A 17,992-nucleotide genomic window follows, 5' to 3' on the forward strand; every position below is an offset into this window, starting at 1 on the left:
GAAATAAAAAAGCAAAATCAGTCATAATATGTTGTTAAATCGAATTTACATATTGGCTTACAAGCTTTTAAAAAAACAGTCCAGATACGTACTTATAATAGTCTATCTTTCGATTTTATGCTTAATCCTCTAATTCACAATATTCTAAAATATTTTTTACTTTAAACTCAAAAAATTTCTGCACTCTTCTTACTCCGCAGGATTATGTCATGTTTGTACAAAAAAAAGGAGTGCCTCAGGCACTCCTTCCGTATCAAAAAATTTCTTATTATGAAACAAAATCTTATTTGCTTTCTTCTGTACTGTCAATCAACACCTGACCACGATAGTATAATTTTCCTTCGTGCCAATGTGCTCTATGATACAAGTGATTTTCTCCTGTTATAGGATCTTTTGCGATTTGAGGAACAACTGCTTTGTCATGAGTTCTTCTCTTATCTCTTCTCGTTCTCGACTGTCTTCTCTTAGGATGTGCCATTTCTTATTTTTCTTTATCAGTTATTATTATTTTTTTTAAACCTTCCCACCTCGGATCAACGATTTCCCTTTCGTCTACATCCCCTTTGGGACTTAATTCTTCCAATTTATCTAATATATCAAGATGTAATGTACCATTTTGAACATCCGGATGAACGCGTTTGGCAGGAATTGATAATACTACTAATTCATAAATGTATTGAGCTACATTTACTTGATGTTCTCCGTGTGGTAGAATCAACAATTCATCGTCTTCGTCATTAAATTCCTCTCCAAATTTCACAACTAAGAACAACTCACTTGCTACCTCCAAATCAAAAGGTTCATTGGATAAATCGCAATTCACATTGACTGTTCCCTCATTTCTAAAATGGAGTTCCAACAGATTTGACTTTTTGTCTAAATCAACCGTCACCTTTTGATGTACATCATTCACATCGTCGTACGCAAACAAATCCAAAAAACTTTTGTCTAATTCATAAACGAACTGATGTTTTCCCAATTTCAAGCCAGCAAAAGATATGTTGTATTTCTTTAACTTATTCATTTTCTGCAAGTTTGATGAGACAAATAGTTTTTTAGCGTGTGCAAATATACAACTTTATTCTGAATGGCAAATATTTTTAATAAAAAAAGTACACACAAATTTACCTTTTAAGGGTTGATTCTTAAAACACAAGAAATCTACAGACTCAGTGGAATCAGAAAAAACTATCTCCCTTTATACATCTGGTCGTAATATTTTTGGTAGTCGCCACTGGTGATGGTATCTAACCATTCTTGATTTTGCAGATACCAAGCTACGGTACGCTGAATCCCCTCTTCGAACTGTAAGGAAGGCTCCCAACCAAGCTCTTCTTTAATTTTTGTAGCGTCAATAGCATAACGAAGGTCGTGTCCTGCTCGGTCAGTAACAAACGTAATGAGTTTTTCCGAGCTTCCTTCGGGGCGACCCAACTGCTTATCTACTTCCTTGATGATGACGCGTATCAAGTCGATGTTTTTCCATTCGTTAAAGCCTCCGATGTTGTACGTATCGCCAATTTTACCCTTGTGGAATATTACGTCAATTGCTCTGGCGTGGTCTTCAACGTAGAGCCAATCTCGCACGTTTTCACCACGTCCGTAAACGGGTAGCGGCTTATTACTGCGAATGTTATTGATGAATAAAGGGATTAATTTCTCAGGAAACTGATAGCTTCCGTAGTTGTTGGAGCAGTTGGAGATAAGTGTCGGAAGTCCGTAGGTGTCTTGATAAGCTCGAACGAAGTGGTCGGACGAGGCTTTCGATGCCGAATAGGGCGAATGGGGGTCGTACTTTGTGTTTTCTGTGAAAAGTGTGTTGTCCATCTGCAAAGCACCGTACACCTCATCGGTGGAGACGTGATAGAACAGCTTTCCGTTCCAATTGCCATTCCAAACCTCACGTGCTGCCTGTAGGAGCGATAGCGTACCCATAACATTGGTCTTTGCAAAGGTGAAAGGGTCTTTAATGCTGCGGTCTACGTGGCTTTCTGCTGCCAAATGGATAATTCCGCTGATGTTTTTGCTCTCGATGAGTTGCTTCATAGCCTGAAAGTCGCAGATATCAGCCTTTACGAACTCGTAGTTAGGTGATTTCTCTATATCTTTGAGGTTTTCTAAGTTTCCGGCATAGGTTAGTAAATCCAAATTGATGATTCTGTAGTCAGGATATTTGTTTACAAACAACCGAACCACGTGTGAGCCTATAAATCCAGCTCCGCCTGTTATTAAAATGTTTTTTTTCATTTGAAGTGTTTTTTAAGTAACCAAAAACCAATTAACAAGTACCAAGTTAGTTTGATGTGTATTGATTTCTATTTTTTTAATTTCATTTTATTATAGATTGAAGCTAAAATATTCTTCAATTCGTTACTCTCCTGTTTTAAAGTTTCCCAATCTGTCTTTTCATTATGGTAAATTGCAATGATAATTCGTATCCAATAGTTTGTCTCTCTGATTTCTTTTAGGCATAATCCTATTTTATTAGTAAAATCAGCCTGTGACACTGCTCCTTGTGCTTCCTGATAATTTGCTCCTACTGAGGTTGCTGATTTTATCAGTTGGTACGCAATTACCTTGTATTCTTTTTCATTGGGCAGTTTGCGAACTCCGTTAATTACACGGATAGAAAAATTAAATAATCTGTCTTCTAATTCGTTTGCCATTTGTCGGTTGATTTCCTTTCGGAAAACTTGTTTCTTGTTCCTTGTAACTTACTTTATCTCTTTCAAAGCCTCTTTCCAATGTGAAATTGTATAATTAAAATCGTTTTTTAGCTTTGATTTGTCCAAAACCGAATAACTTGGACGTTTTACCTTACTTGGGAATTCGCTCGACAAGCAGGGTTTAATCAGACAATCATTCCCTGACATACGAACGATTTCGGTAGCGAAGTCGAACCACGAGCATACGCCTTCATTTGAGAAATGATACACCTCGCGTTTTTTGTACAAATCTTTCTCAATGATATGGACGATAAATGCAGCTAAGTCACGAGCATTTGTGGGCGTCCCAACTTGGTCGAAAACTACTTTGAGTTCATTGCGTTCAGAACTCAATCGTTGAATGGTTTTGACGAAGTTATGCCCAAAGGAAAGCGAGTACAACCACGAGGTTCTGATGATAAGATAATCAATATCCGCATTCTGAATGGTTTTTTCGCCCTCTAATTTCGTTCGTCCGTAAATTCCCAGCGGTTCCGTAGGGTCTGTTTCGGAGTAAGGTGTGTTTTTAGTGCCTCCAAAAACGTAATCCGTTGATATATGAATAAGAGAAGCGTTGTTTTCCTTGCAGACTTCTGCCAAGTAGCCTACTGCGATGTTATTTATCAGGTTGGCGGTTTGTATGTCGTCTTCGGCTTTATCCACGTTGGTGTATGCGGCACAATTAACCACAATCTGAATGTTGTTTTTCTTTACGAAATCCGAAATTGCCTGTCGGTTGGTAATGTCTAAGTCCGAAGCATCTGTAAAGAAGTAATTTTTGGTTTTTCCTTGAATATTCTGAATTTCAGAGCCTAATTGTCCGTTAGCTCCTGTAACTAATATGTTTTTCATTGTCTCAAATCGCATTATTCGTATAGGTTTACATCAAAATCGAAGTGAAAAGCATCTTTCAGCAAGGGGCTTTCTTTGTCTTTTTGCGAAAGAATAATATTTTGATGAGGGATTTTCCAATCGATTTGCAGTGCAGGGTCGTTCCACAGAACGCTTCCTTCCTCCTTGGGATTGTAGTAATTGTCGCACTTATATTGAAAAATGACTTCCTCGCTCAGCACGGAAAATCCGTGAGCAAAACCTCTGGGTACGAACAATTGTCGCTTGTTTTCGGCAGAAAGCTCAACAGCTACGTATTTGCCAAAAGTAGGCGAACCCTTACGGATATCGACCGCAACGTCCAAAACCTTTCCTACTACTACGCGTACCAATTTTGATTGTGAAAACGGAGGTTTCTGAAAGTGCAATCCCCTTACCACACCGTAACGCGATTTTGATTCGTTATCCTGTACGAAAGTTGTTTTACAAACTTGTTCCACAAACTTTTCTTGTGAAAACGACTCAAAAAAGTATCCGCGTTCATCACCGAAAATTTTAGGTTCAATGATGATAACGTCTTTTATTTCTGTTTGGATTATGGTCATATGTTGATTATAATCAGTAATTTAACTTAAAATAATATTTTTTTAGCCATTCTCGATACAGCGGGTCTTGAAAGGTTAGAATCCCCGCCATATCATCTAGAATATCCTTATCTACTAAAGCTCTTTTTAGCTTAACCACATTGGCTGAGGAACCTAATTTATAAGTATCCATCACTTCTTTGGAACTCAAATTCTGCTCTCCGTTAAGTAATGCCTTTAAAAACCCTAATTGAGTATTAGTTAAGGTTTCCGTCAGTGTTATGAAGAGTAAGCTAAGTTGTTGTATCAGGCTTTGATGGGTATTTTCTATAAGCTTTTTATTGCTTTTTTGTGTTGTTCTAAGCCATACTTGTTGAGCTAATTGCTGTACGTAATATGAATGATTATCAACAAGTTCTACGATTTTTTTAGCTTGACTATCTGTGATTTGCTTGTTGGTTTCTTCAAAACGTTGCTTAATGAAGTTTACCCATTCTTTAGTGTTAATTTTTTCAAGAAAAATAATATCACCAAACTTATAAAAAGGCATTGATGTATCTGTAAAAACTTCTATCAGCATATGTCGTTTACTACCATAAAAGCAGTATGAAACGTTCTGATGTCGCTGAAAATGAGCTCTTAATTTCTTTTGAAATGACAGACTATCTGAAAAAGAGGCTATATTCTGAAATTCATCAAAACAAACCACAATTTTGATACCTTTCTTTTGTGCGATATTCTCTGCTAAGTTCAAAATATCATCCGGATTTTTCTGTAATTCTTTCCACGATATGCCAAATTGCAATGTAGTTTCATCATTTGAAGCTAATGAAACTTGTGGCAACAATTGTGAAAGAAATTGCTTTGCATTTGTTACAAAATCATCCCACCGTGAAGAAGTAGCTTTTAAAACTGCGTTGGTGAAAGAAATATAAAACTCCTCTTCGGTACGCACATTAAAAAGATCTAACTTGCATATTTTTAATGTTTTATCATTTTTAAATGATTCAGCAACCTTTTCCACCAAGGAAGATTTCCCCCATCTACGGGGAGAGATCAGAATTACATTCGTCCCTGACAAAAAACATTGTCTTAATAATTTTATTTCCTTTTGTCGATTGACAAAATCTGTTTTCAGAATAATTGTTCCAAACGTAAATGGCACATTTGTAAATTCCTCGTGCATAACCGATATTTTTGCAAAGGTAATAAGAATTTTACGTCTTACCAAAAGGTAAGTTACCAAAAGGTAAGTTGCTAAAAGATGAAGAAAAATTATTTCAATAAATTAATGAGATATTGCCCGTATTGATTTTTGAGCATTGGTTGGGCTAACTCTCGGATTTTTTCGGCAGAAATCCAACCTCTTTGGTAGGCAATTTCTTCCAAACAAGATATTTTAAGCCCTTGTCTTTTCTCAATAGTTTCCACGAAGTTGGAAGCCTCTGAAAGTGAATCGTGTGTGCCTGTGTCAAGCCACGCAAAACCTCGCCCTAATAGCTGTACTTTCAGCTCGTTATCTTTCAAAAACTGTTGGTTTACTGTGGTGATTTCCAATTCTCCTCTTGCCGAAGGTTTTATGTTTTTGGCTACATTTACAACTTTATTCGGATAGAAATACAGCCCCACCACAGCATAATGCGATTTTGGTTTTTCGGGTTTCTCTTCGATGGAAAGTACGTTTCCTTCTGCATCAAATTCGGCAACTCCGTAACGTTCAGGGTCTTTGACGTAGTAACCGAAAACGGTTGCTTTACGCTCTTTTTCAGCGGTTTCAACGGATTGCAGAAGCATTTTGGTAAAACTTTGTCCGTAGAAAATATTATCGCCCAATACGAGGCAAACATCATCATTTCCAATGAATTGCTCTCCGATGATGAAGGCTTGTGCCAGTCCGTCGGGTGAGGGTTGCTCAGCATAACTAATCGAAATTCCGTAGTCGTTGCCATCGCCTAAAAGTCGCTGAAAACCAGGCAAGTCTTGCGGGGTCGAAATCACCAAAACGTCACGAATACCCGCCAACATCAGCACCGAAAGCGGATAGTAAATCATCGGTTTGTCATATACGGGTAGTAACTGCTTTGAAACACCTTTTGTGATCGGGTAAAGCCTTGTTCCTGAGCCTCCTGCAAGAATAATTCCTTTCATAATACTATTCTATTCCGTGTGAAAAACCTGTTCCATTGTGTGCCACCATTCGCCTTCCTTAAGTTCTAAGGGTTGTTGACAAGGATCGGTTTCCGCCCACCAACGTTGTGTTTCGGGATCGGCAGCCATTTTTTGCATATCTTCTTGAAAATTATCTCCAGTATATTCAAAATATGCAAAAAGAAGCTCATCATTCAATAAAAAAATGGAGTAATTTCGGATATTACATTCGTGAATTTTATCCAAAACAGATTGCCACGGATTGGCATGTAATTCTCGATAATAAGCTAATTTTTCAGGTTTTACCTTGATTACTTGTCCGAAGCGTTTCATAATTTTAATTTTTACTATTTTATATTTTTAGCAATTCCTTTGGTAAAAAAATAGAAATGTGATTTCAATCTTTTGTAAAGATACTCATCCTAATTTACATGAAATAAGGGTAGTATGTATTTTCTTAAAATTACAATTATATTTTTTATAAACAGAACATACTACTAAACTCTTGATTATTTGTAAGATGGTATTTTTAAACTTACTCCGTCATTCGAGTTTTTCGTTTTTGTTCGTTGCGTTCAATTTTGTGGGTTGGACGAGTCCATTTTGGATTCTCACCCAAGTCAACATACTGAGAATCTTTAGCTTCAACCGTAACGGGTTGTTTATGTTTTTCAAAAGGTTCTTGGGGTCTAATTCCTAATATTTCAAACATTTGCATATCTTCATTGATATTAGGGTTTGGAGTAGTGAGCAATTTATCCCCCGCAAAGATAGAGTTTGCTCCTGCAAAGAAACACATCGCTTGACCTTCACGACTCATTTGGGTTCTTCCTGCAGAAAGACGCACCTGAGTTGTAGGCATTACGATACGTGTTGTGGCTATCATCCGCACCATATCCCAAATTTCAACCAATTCTTGATCCTCCAAAGGAGTTCCTTCCACAGGAACTAAGGCGTTGATTGGCACCGATTCTGGTTGAGGGTTTAAGGTTGATAAGGCTACCAACATCCCCGCACGATCTTCCAAAGACTCTCCCATTCCGATAATACCTCCACTACAAACAGTGATATTTGTTTTACGCACGTTCTCAATGGTTTGTAACCGGTCGTCATAACTTCGTGTAGAGATAATTTCTTCGTAATATTCCTTAGAAGTATCCAAATTGTGGTTGTAGGCATATAGCCCTGCTTCTGCTAAACGTTTTGCTTGGTTTTCGGTAATCATTCCCAAAGTACAGCATACCTCCATGTTCATCTTATTAATCGTACGCACCATTTCCAACACTTGGTCGAACTCTGGACCATCCTTTACATTTCTCCATGCTGCCCCCATACAAACACGAGAGGCTCCTGATGATTTTGCTCGTAGTGCCTGTGCCTTTACGTGTGAAACGCTCATCAATTGTTCTTCCGTTTCCACATGAGTATGATAACGAGCAGCTTGCGGACAGTAACCACAATCCTCGGAACATCCACCCGTTTTTATTGATAATAAAGTAGATACCTGCACAGTATTAGGGTCGTGGTATTTACGATGAACGGTAGCTGCTTCATAAAGCAAATCCATTAAAGGTTTGTTGTAAATCGCTATGATTTCTTCTTTTGTCCAATTATGTCGAGTTTCGCTCATATACCTAATTATTTATGTTCCGAAAGGCAAAGATAATAATTTATTTTAGATAACTGAATGAATATAGTTCAAACACACGAAAATTTATAGCCCTATACTATTGGATTTATTAAGTTATTTTTAAGAGTTTCAAAACGATAAACAATCTACAAATAGTAAAAATATTTATTCTTTTTAACTCTTAAACTCTATAACCTTAAAAAACATACGCTCAAAAGTCTCACAAAAAATATTTTATACGAAGAATACGCACCTCCAAAATTCAATCATCTCGGAAATTCTATAACCTGAACATTCTTTATTTCTTCTTTCTCAATCTCAAACCGAATCATAGTACGAACGGTTTGCCAACCGTGTTTACCTACTGCTCCTGGATTTAAATGTAATAGCTGGAATCTCTTGTCATACATCACTTTTAAAATATGCGAATGCCCTGATATAAAAATTTTAGGAGGATTCTTCATAATCTCTTTTCTAGCTAAAGAGGTGTATTTGTCAGGATAACCTCCAATATGAATCATTAAAACTTCTATCCCTTCACAGAAAAAACGGTTCACTTCCGGAAATTGGCTACGAATATCGGCACCATCAATATTACCGTAAACCCCTCGCAGAGGTTTCTGTTGAGCAAGTGCTTTAGCAACTTCCATCGAACCGAAATCACCACAATGCCAAACCTCATCCACTTGTGAGGCGTGTGATAAGATTTTATCATCCATGTAAGAGTGCGTATCGGAAAGTAATAAAATTTTCATAACATCATTTATATCTAAAAACAAACAGAACTCAACAATACAAATTGAGATTGTCAATTATGGTGGCTATGCTACCAAAAGTAGAATTTTAAACAATAGATATGAGCTAAATACGTCGAAAAGTTTTCTTATGTATAAGTTTAAATCAGAATAAAGGTAACAGCATTATCTTAAAACCAAAACCAATACGCCATCGTAGATATAAATATGACACTCAATATGTTAAGTACGAATCCTATTTTGATCATATCATTTTGATTTACCATCCCAGTTCCATAAGCAATGGCATTTGGGGGAGTTGCCACAGGTAACATAAAGGCACACGAAGCTCCCAATCCAATGATGAGAGAAAGCCCTAAAGGATTCATTTCCAATTCTTGAGCTATGGAAATAAAAATTGGAACAAGCAAAGCGGCACTTGCTGTGTTTGATGTGAATTCTGTAAGAAAAATGATAAACACCGCTACCAATAAGCCTATCAGATAGAAATGTTTTCCTTCTACCAAAAAAACAACTCCATCGACCAAAGCTTTACTCGCTCCTGAACTGGTCAATACGGCACTTAAAGTTAATCCTCCTCCAAAAAGCAATAGTACACCCCAATCCGTATTATCTTGAACCTCTTTCCAGCTTGCAACACCTGAAAAACAAACCAATACGGCTGCAATCATAGCAACAAGAGCGTCAAACTCTGCAATTTTTGCAATTCCTAAGATGGAAGATATTGTACTATTTAAAAAATCTCCAAAAATCCAACTAAGTGCTGTGACTATAAAAATAATGATTGTAATATATTGTTTTCGGGTTAATTTGTCGACCAAGTTTTCTGTAGTCACTTTAATTTTAAAATTTGGTTTAAGTACGATATACATAGCCAGTAACATCAGTGGCATCAATCCCATCATTACAGGTATTCCGTATTTAAGCCAATCGGAGAAAGTCAAATGCAACTGCGAAGCTACGATGGCATTCGGAGGAGACCCCACAAGCGATCCCATTCCTCCAACACTCGCACTGTAAGCTACTCCCAAAATGACAAAAACATATGTGTTTCTGTTCGTTTGATAGTCCACATTTTTTAGCATCCCAATGGCTAATGGAATAATCATAGCAGCAGTAGCTGTATTACTTATACCCATTGAAAATAAGGCTGTTACGGAAAAAAGTAATAGAATAGCGACAACAAAATTACCCCGAGCCAATGAAATTACGCGATTGGCAATATATTGATCCAACTTTTGAACACTCAAAGCGGTAGCGATAACAAATCCTCCAAAAAAAAGGAAAATCGTAGGATTGGCAAAAGCCTGTAAGGCTGGTTTAGTCTGTTCAAGACCCAAAAGTATCGCCAAAATAGGAATCAACAACGCCGTAACAGTAATGTGAACAATTTCGGTAAGCCATAAAATAGCTACGAATACCAACAGAGCTAATCCTTTATTGACTTTATCTTCATAGGGAAGTAAATAATTCAAAAGTAAAGCTATGAGAATTGACAAACCTATGATAAAAGCCTTTCGAAGAGTTTTTTGCATGGTCGATTTTTTTACGAATACACCACAAAGTTAAGATAAAATTTAGAAAATAAAAAAAGAGACTATCTAAAATTTAGATAATCTCTTTTTTATTCCTTTACTAATATCCTTCGACTATGCTTCAAATGGAACTATTGAAACATACGATTTATTGTCTCTTTTTTTCTCGAACTTAACGATTCCATCCACTTGAGCGTGTAACGTATGGTCTTTACCGATGTATACGTTTTGCCCTGGATTGTGTTGAGTTCCTCTTTGTCTAACAATAATATTCCCTGCGATGGCAACTTGACCACCATAAATCTTCACTCCTAAACGTTTCGAGTGAGATTCTCTACCGTTTTTCGAACTACCGACACCTTTCTTGTGAGCCATTTTCTTCTTTTTTTAAGTGTTAAAAATTATTTTTGAACGCCACCATTCAGTTCGTCCTGCCATTTTTTCAACTCATCCCATTTTCCGTCAGCTGCCAATTGTGCTTGTGCTGCCCATGTTTGAGGATCTAAGTGTGATAAAGTTGAACTTGCTTCTGTTAATATGGCTTTGATTTCGTCTACTGATTTTTTAGCCAATTTTGCGAAAGTATCCACACCAGCTGCTACGAGAGCCTCAGATGCTTTTGGTCCAATACCTTCAATTTTTTTCAAATCATCAGCCTTTGCAGATTTTGCTTCTTTCTTTTCAGTTTTTTCAGCTTTTACCGTTCCAGACGCTACGATATTTTCGATAACAATCTCTGTCAAATATTGTCTGTGACCGTTTTTAACTTTGAAACCTTTACGTCTTTTCTTTTTGAAAACAACGACTTTGTCTCCTTTTAAATGTTTTAATACTTTTGCTTCTACAGAAGCTCCGCTTATAGCTGGGGCGCCTACAGTGATTGCACCTGCATTGTCCAAGAGAAGAACGTTATTGAACGTAACTTTCTGACCCTCTTCATTTTGCAAACGGTGTACAAACACTTTTTGGTCTTTGCTTACTTTAAATTGTTGCCCTGCTATCTCTACAATTGCATACATAGCTTAATACGTTTTAATTAAAATTGGGTGCAAAATTACTACTTTTATTCCAATCAACCAAATGTTTTGGGATTTATTTTTAGGTCTGCTTCTTTCTTTCATATACCACTTTTTTACTAGTAAGAAAGTTTTTGGATGCGTAAGTCAAAAAAAAGTATTTGCGGAATATTACAGATTATTTTTAAAAAAGTACCTTAAAAATTTGTTTGTGTAAAAAATATTACTACATTTGCACCTGAAAAGCATTAAAAATTAAATATCAAAAAGATTAAAATAGGAAATATTTTCTTTTTATTACAAATGAATTAGAAAAGAATTTTAAAACAAACAAAAAATAATAACGAAACAGAAAATAATACTAAATCAATAACTATGAGTAATTTAAAACAAGCAACAAAGGCACTTCACGCAGGACATAACGTAAAAGAACATAACGGAACTCGTGCCATTCCGATTTATCAGACAACGTCTTATGTTTTTGAAAATTCAGACAATGCTGCTGGACGATTTAACCTTACGCAACCGGGCTATATCTATACCCGACTGAATAACCCTACCAACGATATTCTTGAGCAACGATTGGCAGCCTTAGAGGGAGGTATTGGAGCGGTGGTAACTTCTTCAGGAACAGCTGCTATTTCAACTACCTTTTTGACGTTATTAAGAGCTGGAGAGCATATTGTAGCCTCGAACAGTCTCTATGGAGGAACCTACAATATGCTGAATGTTACGCTTCCGCGTTTGGGAATTACTACAACTTTTGTTGATCCGAAAGACCCTAAAAATTTCGATGTAGCAGTAAAAGAAAATACTCGTGCAATTTTTGTCGAATCGTTAGGAAATCCTAAACTAGATGTGTTAGACATTGAAGCAATAGCTAAGATAGCTCATGCTCATAACCTTCCTTTGATTGTAGATAATACAGTTGCTTCACCAGCTTTGCTACGTCCAATAGAGTATGGGGCGGATATTGTAATTCATTCTCTTACAAAGTACATCGGAGGAAACGGAACTTCTTTAGGAGGAGCTATTATCGATGCAGGAAACTTTGACTGGAGTAGTGGGAAGTTCCCCGAATTCACACAGCCTTCAGCTGGATACCATGGGTTAGTACTTCACGAAGTGCTTGGAAATGCGGCATTTATTGCTAAAATCCGAATCGAAGGATTGCGTGATTTGGGAGCTGCACTAAGTCCATTCAATGCCTTCCAAATTTTGCAAAGTTTGGAAACCTTGGAAGTTCGTATCAAAAAACACAGTGAAAATGCATTGGAATTAGCCAAATGGTTACAGACTCAACCCGAGGTGGCATGGGTAAACTACCCTGGATTAGAGGACAGTCCATATAAAGAACTGTCAAATAAATATCTACCAAAAGGGCAAAGTGGTGTTGTTACTTTCGGATTGAAAGGAGGTTATGATGCAGCTAAGAAAACCGTTGATAACGTAAAGATTTTCTCACTTTTAGCAAATATCGGAGACACCAAATCATTGCTTATCCACCCTGCGAGTACCACGCACCAACAGCTTACGGAAACACAACAGAAAACAACGGGCGTTACTACCGACCTTATTCGTTTGTCTATTGGTTTGGAAGATATCGAAGATTTGAAAAATGATTTGAAACAGGCGTTTTCCAGCGCTCAATAATTTTACAATGTACTGAAAAGGCTTGTTTTAGGGATTAATTACATATACTCTCTAATTCTACAGAAATAGAACTGATCCTTTTCAGTACAGCTTTCATACCTAAAATTGGTTACTAGTTTATATAGAGTATCGGCAGGTGTGAGATATGGAATGTTCATACTACACTCAGCTACAAAATAATTTATTTTGTAGTTTTGCGATTAACCTGATTGTCTAAGAAAAACGAACATTCACAGATGGATACAAATTTTGAAAAAGCCTGTTCAGGCTATCGGTATATTGACATTTTAGATTTTTCAACTCTTTCGGGTGAACATTATAAAGAAATACGGTTGCAGTATCAGGTTTTTGGGCAAGAACTTGGCACTGCACCGCTTGTTGTGGTCAATCACGCTCTGACGGGTAATTCACAAGTGATGGGGGAAAATGGTTGGTGGAACGAAGCTATAGGGTACGGAAAGCCTATTGATGCTCAACGATATAGCATTCTGTGCTTTGATGTTCCAGGTAATGGTTATGGAGCTTCCATGTTGATTCAAAATCCCTACAAATGGGTAGCTCGAGATGTGGCTCGTATCTTTCTACAAGGTTTAGAAATATTGAATATTTCAAAGGCTTTTGCATTGGTAGGAAATTCGGTAGGAGGAGGTATTGCGTGGGAAATGATTGCTTTGGCACCAAAACTTTTTTCACATTTCGTTGCTGTTGCAACCGATTGGAAATCATCGGATTGGATTATTGCTAATAGCTTAATTCAAGAACGAATCTTAGAAACTTCATCCCAACCAATGCACGATGCTCGGTTACATGCAATGCTCTGCTATCGTTCGCCACAATCGTTTAAAATTAAGTTCAATCGTACGTTACATCATGAAAATCAGTCTCTTCACAACGTAGAAACATGGCTTTTACACCATGGTGAAAAATTAGAAAAACGTTTTTCTCTTGCAGCGTATAAACTTATGAATCAATTAGTTAAAACAATTGATATTACCAAAGATAGAGGCAATTTTGAACAAGTTATGCAATCGGTTGAAACACAAATACATATCATAGGAACTAACTCTGATTTGTATTTTGTTCCCGAAGAAAATATAGAAACTCATCAATTATTACAAAAAATGGGAAAACAAAGTACCTATCAAGAAATAAAATCTATCCATGGGCATGATGCTTTTCTTATTGAATATCAACAACTTGATATTTTTTTGAGAGAAATTTTCTTCCACTGATGTTTTTCATATAAAAGATAATTTTTAAGCATAAAATAAAAAACTGACATAATGAATATCAATACAATAAAACGTATTTCTATTTTTATAGCACTAATTTTTGGAGGGATAGCATTGGGGCAAAATAGGCTTCAATCGGTGATTGTTGATGGTGAAACAAAAAATCCGTTAGAGTTTGTAACTATTTATAATTCAGATGGTTATTCTATTTCAAATTCCGAAGGAAAATTTGCTTTTTCATCAAAAGCTGATTCGCTGTATATAAGTATTTTAGGATATGAAAAGGTACAAGGTTTGATAAAAGATTTTGCTCACAAAGATACTATTTATCTGAAACCGAAGGCTTTTCTATTAGATGAAGTGGAAGTTTCTTATCAGACATTGTTTTCTAAAATGGTAGAGCAGGTGAAACGGGATTATGCGTTAATTCCTCATAAAGAAAAATTTTTCTTACGATGTTTGGTAAAGAAAAATGGAGAAATTCATACATTAGTTGATATTTCGGGAATTTTAGAAAAGAAAACATTGTATAACACTAAATCAGCTCCGATGCCAAAAAATAATTATATTGTACAAGTGGATAACATCCGAAAAGTAAGTGATTTTACAGAATATGGCTTTGAACTGTATGGTTTTAAGTATTTTTTGAATTTAATAGCATCAAACAACACACCAACGGAGAATTTTAGCCATAAAAGTGAAGTTTTTCAGGACAAAACATATACAAAACTAACCATATCATCTAAAAAAATAACAGAAGAAGATAAAAAGCAAGGTGAAAATTTCACAGGTTACTATTTAATTAATAACGAAACCTTACATTTTGATAAATTTTATTTGGAATACACCAATCCTAATGCAGATTATAAGGTAGGTAATAAGAAATTGAATCTTAAATTTAGGTTTAGAGAACGTATCCTATCCGTATTTTTTCATAAAAATCCTTTGAATGGAAAAAAACAAATCAAAAATGCGATTCTAAACGATAGAAGAGAAGTTCTAAAAGCGAATGGAGAGAAAGATATTTTTGAAATAAGTTCCTATTTTGATGCTTTTCCGATTGATTATAACACACCGATTAAGAATAATATTGATTTGGAAAAACAAATTTTTGAAATAAAAGGAAAGTATAATGCGGAATATTGGGAGAATAATAAAATATTACGTTTGACCTCTGAAATGCAAGAATTCGTCAATAAAATGAATAAAAATACAGATAAATCACACTTTAAGACAAATATTCATAAATAAAAATACAAAATAATAAGATGAAAATATTAAAATTTGGAGGAAAATCCTTAGCTAACGGAAATGGATTGGACACTGTACTTAACATTATCCGTCAGAAAGTACAAAATAAAGAACAAGTAGCGGTTGTAGTTTCAGCACGAGGAAACGCCACCGATGAACTAATCACATTATTGGAGAAAGCTCGTAACGGGGTAGATTATCAATCTGAGTTAAAGTCTTTTAAGTCATATCAACTATATAATTTTAATGACAATTATCAACAAGAAATAGCAGAAAATTTTGAGTTACTTGAAAAATTGTTGGAAGGAGTTTCCTTACTTGGTGATTACAGCCTAAAAATCAAAGATTTAGTTATTGCTCAAGGGGAATTAATTGCTGCTAAATTGATCGCTGAATTGTTGCGTGAGCAAGGTGTCAAAAGCTCGTTTGTGGATAGTCGAAATATTTTTGTTACGGATAGTGAGTTTGGTAATGCTCATATTATCAGTGATGTATCTAAAAAGAAAACTCAAGACCTTTTCTTAAGATTTTCCAAGGATGAAGTTCCCGTGGTTACTGGATTTATTGCTTCCACCCAAAAGGGAGAAACCACAACATTAGGCCGAAATGGGAGTAACTATTCCGCAGCTCTATTAGCTAATTTCCTAAATGCAACTGAAATGCAAAACTACACTCATGTGGATGGTATTTTTACAGCCAATCCAGAGTTAGTTCCCGAAGCTAAAATCATTCGTCATCTGTCGTATGAAGAGGCAAATGAATTAGCGAATTTTGGGGCGTCAATTCTACATGCTAAAACTATTATTCCACTGATAGAGAGAAATATACCATTACGTATTAAAAATACATTTAAGAATGAGGATTCAGGAACGCTGATTCACAACGAGAGTTCAGAAGATGGTATTAAGTCAATTTCTGTGATTGAAAATAATGCTTTGATTGTTTTAGAAGGCCGTGGACTATTAGGAAAAGTAGGGGTTGATGCACGTATTTTTCGAGCATTGGCAAACAAAAACATCAGTGTAAGTATTATTTCACAAGGGTCTTCGGAGCGAGGTATTGGTTTTGTGGTACATTCAAATGATGCAAACGCTGCAAAATTGGCTTTGGAAGAAGAATTTTCACAAGATTTTTACACGAATGATGTAAGTAGCGTTTCCGTAATTGATAACGTAGCGGTAATTTCCATCGTAGGACAGAATTTGGATACGTTTCACTATCCATATAATGCACTGATTCGCAATCAGATAGTTCCACTGCTTATCAATAATGCTATTACAGGTAAAAATGTGAGTTTGGTGCTAAAAACTAATAAATTACACAAGGCATTAAACGTTATCCACGGAGAGATTTTCGGGGTGTCGCGTCGTATTAATCTAGTAGTTTTCGGAAAGGGAACGGTTGGAGCAACGCTTATCGATCAGGTGATAGATGCTCATGATAATATACTGAAACGTAAGAATATAAGTCTACGAATTGTTGCAATTGCTAACTCTTCACGCATTTTAACTGACGCTTCTGGAATTTCAACAAATTGGAAAGAACAATTTGAGCAAGAAGCTGTAAATTATGACTTCTCAATCCTGCAACAATTCATTGAAAAAAATCATTTGGAGAACCTTATCGCAGTGGATGTAACGGCAAGTAAAGCTTTTGTAGAAAATTATATTCAGCTCATTAAGAGTGGATTTGATTTGGTTTCAGCTAATAAAATTGCGAATACCATTTCCTTTGATTTCTACCAAGAACTGCGGGAGAACTTGGCAAAATATCAGAAAAGCTATCTTTACGAAACCAACGTGGGAGCAGGATTACCATTGATTGATACTATTCGATTGTTGCACCATTCAGGAGAAAATATCACGCGTATTAAAGGGATTTTCTCTGGAACTCTCAGCTACTTATTTAATACATTCTCAGAGGAAAATAAGCCTTTTGATGAGGTGTTGCAATTCGCTATCGATAGTGGCTATACCGAACCCGACCCACGGGAGGATCTTTGTGGAAATGATGTTGGACGTAAACTGTTGATTCTGGCTCGTGAATTGGATTTAGGTAACGAATTTACGGATGTTAAAATCCAAAATCTTATCCCTGAGCATTTACGTGAAGGGTCTGTATCCAATTTCCTTGAATGTTTGGAGGAGTTCAATGCTCATTACCAAGATATTAAAGACGGACAAGCGGATGACCATGTGTTGCGTTATGTAGGAGATTTGCATGGTGATTTATCAGATACAGCAACCGCTAAGTTAGAAGTTTCTTTGGTATCTGTTCCGAAAAACAGTGCATTGGGACAGGTAAAAGGAGCAGATTCTATCTTTGAAATATACACGGAGTCCTATGGGAATAACCCTATCGTAATCCAAGGAGCAGGGGCTGGAGCTGCAGTTACTGCCCGAGGAGTTTTTGGCGATATTCTAAGATTAGCAGAACGAAATAATTTTTAGAAAAATAAAAAGGTTCAGTGTGAAATTCCGATTACATGCTGAACTTTTAGTTAGTTACTGATAGTAAAAACCGTGATTGAAAAACAAGACTTGCACAATGTTGGTCGTACTGAAACTATCATGTTGTCATGAAAAGGAAGTGATGCAATATGTGAAGTTTAGAAATTTATCACGATATTGAAACTTCCCCAAATAGTAGTAT

At 36.1% G+C, this 17,992-nt stretch carries 18 protein-coding genes; 4 read left to right on the top strand and 14 right to left on the bottom strand.

From position 1 onward, the window contains the following. Positions 1–283: 283 nt before the first annotated feature. The 14 genes from rpmF to rplU all read right to left on the bottom strand — a co-directional run bounded on the left by rpmF (position 284) and on the right by rplU (position 11,207). Positions 284–478, bottom strand: coding sequence for a 50S ribosomal protein L32 (rpmF, locus tag CCAND38_RS02585; RefSeq protein ID WP_042343648.1), 195 nt, complete (start codon positions 476–478; stop codon positions 284–286). 3 nt (positions 479–481) lie between these two features. Further along, positions 482–1,024 carry a YceD family protein gene (locus tag CCAND38_RS02590; protein WP_042343650.1) on the bottom strand — a complete coding sequence of 181 codons (543 nt, stop codon included), beginning with the start codon at positions 1,022–1,024 and terminating at the stop codon, positions 482–484. 164 nt (positions 1,025–1,188) lie between these two features. Beyond that, entirely contained in the window at positions 1,189–2,247 is a 1,059-nt protein-coding gene (rfbB, locus tag CCAND38_RS02595) for a dTDP-glucose 4,6-dehydratase (protein ID WP_042343652.1), read from the bottom strand. Between the two features lie 68 nt (positions 2,248–2,315). Continuing rightward, the gene (locus CCAND38_RS02600) at positions 2,316–2,666 is read right to left on the bottom strand and encodes a four helix bundle protein (RefSeq protein ID WP_018279395.1); all 351 of its coding nucleotides are present in this window, start codon (positions 2,664–2,666) and stop codon (positions 2,316–2,318) included. A gap of 48 nt (positions 2,667–2,714) precedes the next feature. Then, on the bottom strand, positions 2,715–3,557 hold the full coding sequence (gene rfbD, locus CCAND38_RS02605) for a dTDP-4-dehydrorhamnose reductase (RefSeq protein WP_042343714.1): 843 nt from the start codon (positions 3,555–3,557) through the stop codon (positions 2,715–2,717). Positions 3,558–3,571: 14 nt separating this feature from the next. Next, positions 3,572–4,141: a dTDP-4-dehydrorhamnose 3,5-epimerase gene (gene rfbC / locus CCAND38_RS02610; protein ID WP_042343667.1), complete on the bottom strand. Its 570-nt coding sequence runs from the start codon at positions 4,139–4,141 to the stop codon at positions 3,572–3,574. 13 nt (positions 4,142–4,154) lie between these two features. Continuing rightward, positions 4,155–5,306: an AAA family ATPase gene (locus CCAND38_RS02615; RefSeq protein ID WP_042343669.1), complete on the bottom strand. Its 1,152-nt coding sequence runs from the start codon at positions 5,304–5,306 to the stop codon at positions 4,155–4,157. 89 nt (positions 5,307–5,395) lie between these two features. Next, positions 5,396–6,268, bottom strand: coding sequence for a glucose-1-phosphate thymidylyltransferase RfbA (gene rfbA, locus CCAND38_RS02620; protein ID WP_042343671.1), 873 nt, complete (start codon positions 6,266–6,268; stop codon positions 5,396–5,398). A 9-nt stretch (positions 6,269–6,277) separates the two neighbouring features. Continuing rightward, positions 6,278–6,601, bottom strand: coding sequence for an L-rhamnose mutarotase (locus CCAND38_RS02625; protein WP_042343672.1), 324 nt, complete (start codon positions 6,599–6,601; stop codon positions 6,278–6,280). A gap of 202 nt (positions 6,602–6,803) precedes the next feature. Then, entirely contained in the window at positions 6,804–7,898 is a 1,095-nt protein-coding gene (bioB, locus tag CCAND38_RS02630; protein WP_042343673.1) for a biotin synthase BioB, read from the bottom strand. Positions 7,899–8,164: 266 nt separating this feature from the next. Continuing rightward, on the bottom strand, positions 8,165–8,653 hold the full coding sequence (locus CCAND38_RS02635) for a metallophosphoesterase family protein (protein WP_042343675.1): 489 nt from the start codon (positions 8,651–8,653) through the stop codon (positions 8,165–8,167). 170 nt (positions 8,654–8,823) lie between these two features. Next, on the bottom strand, positions 8,824–10,188 hold the full coding sequence (locus CCAND38_RS02640; protein ID WP_042343677.1) for an SLC13 family permease: 1,365 nt from the start codon (positions 10,186–10,188) through the stop codon (positions 8,824–8,826). A gap of 114 nt (positions 10,189–10,302) precedes the next feature. Beyond that, positions 10,303–10,563: a 50S ribosomal protein L27 gene (rpmA, locus tag CCAND38_RS02645; RefSeq protein WP_042007564.1), complete on the bottom strand. Its 261-nt coding sequence runs from the start codon at positions 10,561–10,563 to the stop codon at positions 10,303–10,305. Between the two features lie 26 nt (positions 10,564–10,589). After that, positions 10,590–11,207 (bottom strand): 50S ribosomal protein L21, encoded by a 618-nt coding sequence (gene rplU, locus CCAND38_RS02650; RefSeq protein WP_042343678.1) that lies wholly within the window; start codon positions 11,205–11,207, stop codon positions 10,590–10,592. A gap of 372 nt (positions 11,208–11,579) precedes the next feature. On the opposite strand from rplU, the gene CCAND38_RS02655 reads away from it, so the two are divergent. The 4 genes from CCAND38_RS02655 (at position 11,580) to thrA (ending at position 17,790) form a co-directional block, all read left to right on the top strand. Beyond that, a complete protein-coding gene (locus CCAND38_RS02655; RefSeq protein ID WP_042343681.1) occupies positions 11,580–12,857 on the top strand; it encodes an O-acetylhomoserine aminocarboxypropyltransferase/cysteine synthase family protein in 1,278 nt (425 codons plus the stop codon). Between the two features lie 236 nt (positions 12,858–13,093). Further along, a complete protein-coding gene (locus tag CCAND38_RS02660; protein WP_052458092.1) occupies positions 13,094–14,089 on the top strand; it encodes an alpha/beta fold hydrolase in 996 nt (331 codons plus the stop codon). Positions 14,090–14,140: 51 nt separating this feature from the next. Beyond that, positions 14,141–15,340, top strand: a complete 1,200-nt coding sequence (locus CCAND38_RS02665) for a peptidase associated/transthyretin-like domain-containing protein (protein ID WP_042343683.1) — start codon at positions 14,141–14,143, stop codon at positions 15,338–15,340. Positions 15,341–15,357: 17 nt separating this feature from the next. Continuing rightward, positions 15,358–17,790 (top strand): bifunctional aspartate kinase/homoserine dehydrogenase I, encoded by a 2,433-nt coding sequence (gene thrA / locus CCAND38_RS02670; RefSeq protein ID WP_042343685.1) that lies wholly within the window; start codon positions 15,358–15,360, stop codon positions 17,788–17,790. Positions 17,791–17,992: the final 202 nt, after the last annotated feature.

This window comes from Capnocytophaga canis (genome assembly GCF_000827555.1).
Taxonomy (GTDB): Bacteria; Bacteroidota; Bacteroidia; order Flavobacteriales; family Flavobacteriaceae; genus Capnocytophaga; species Capnocytophaga canis.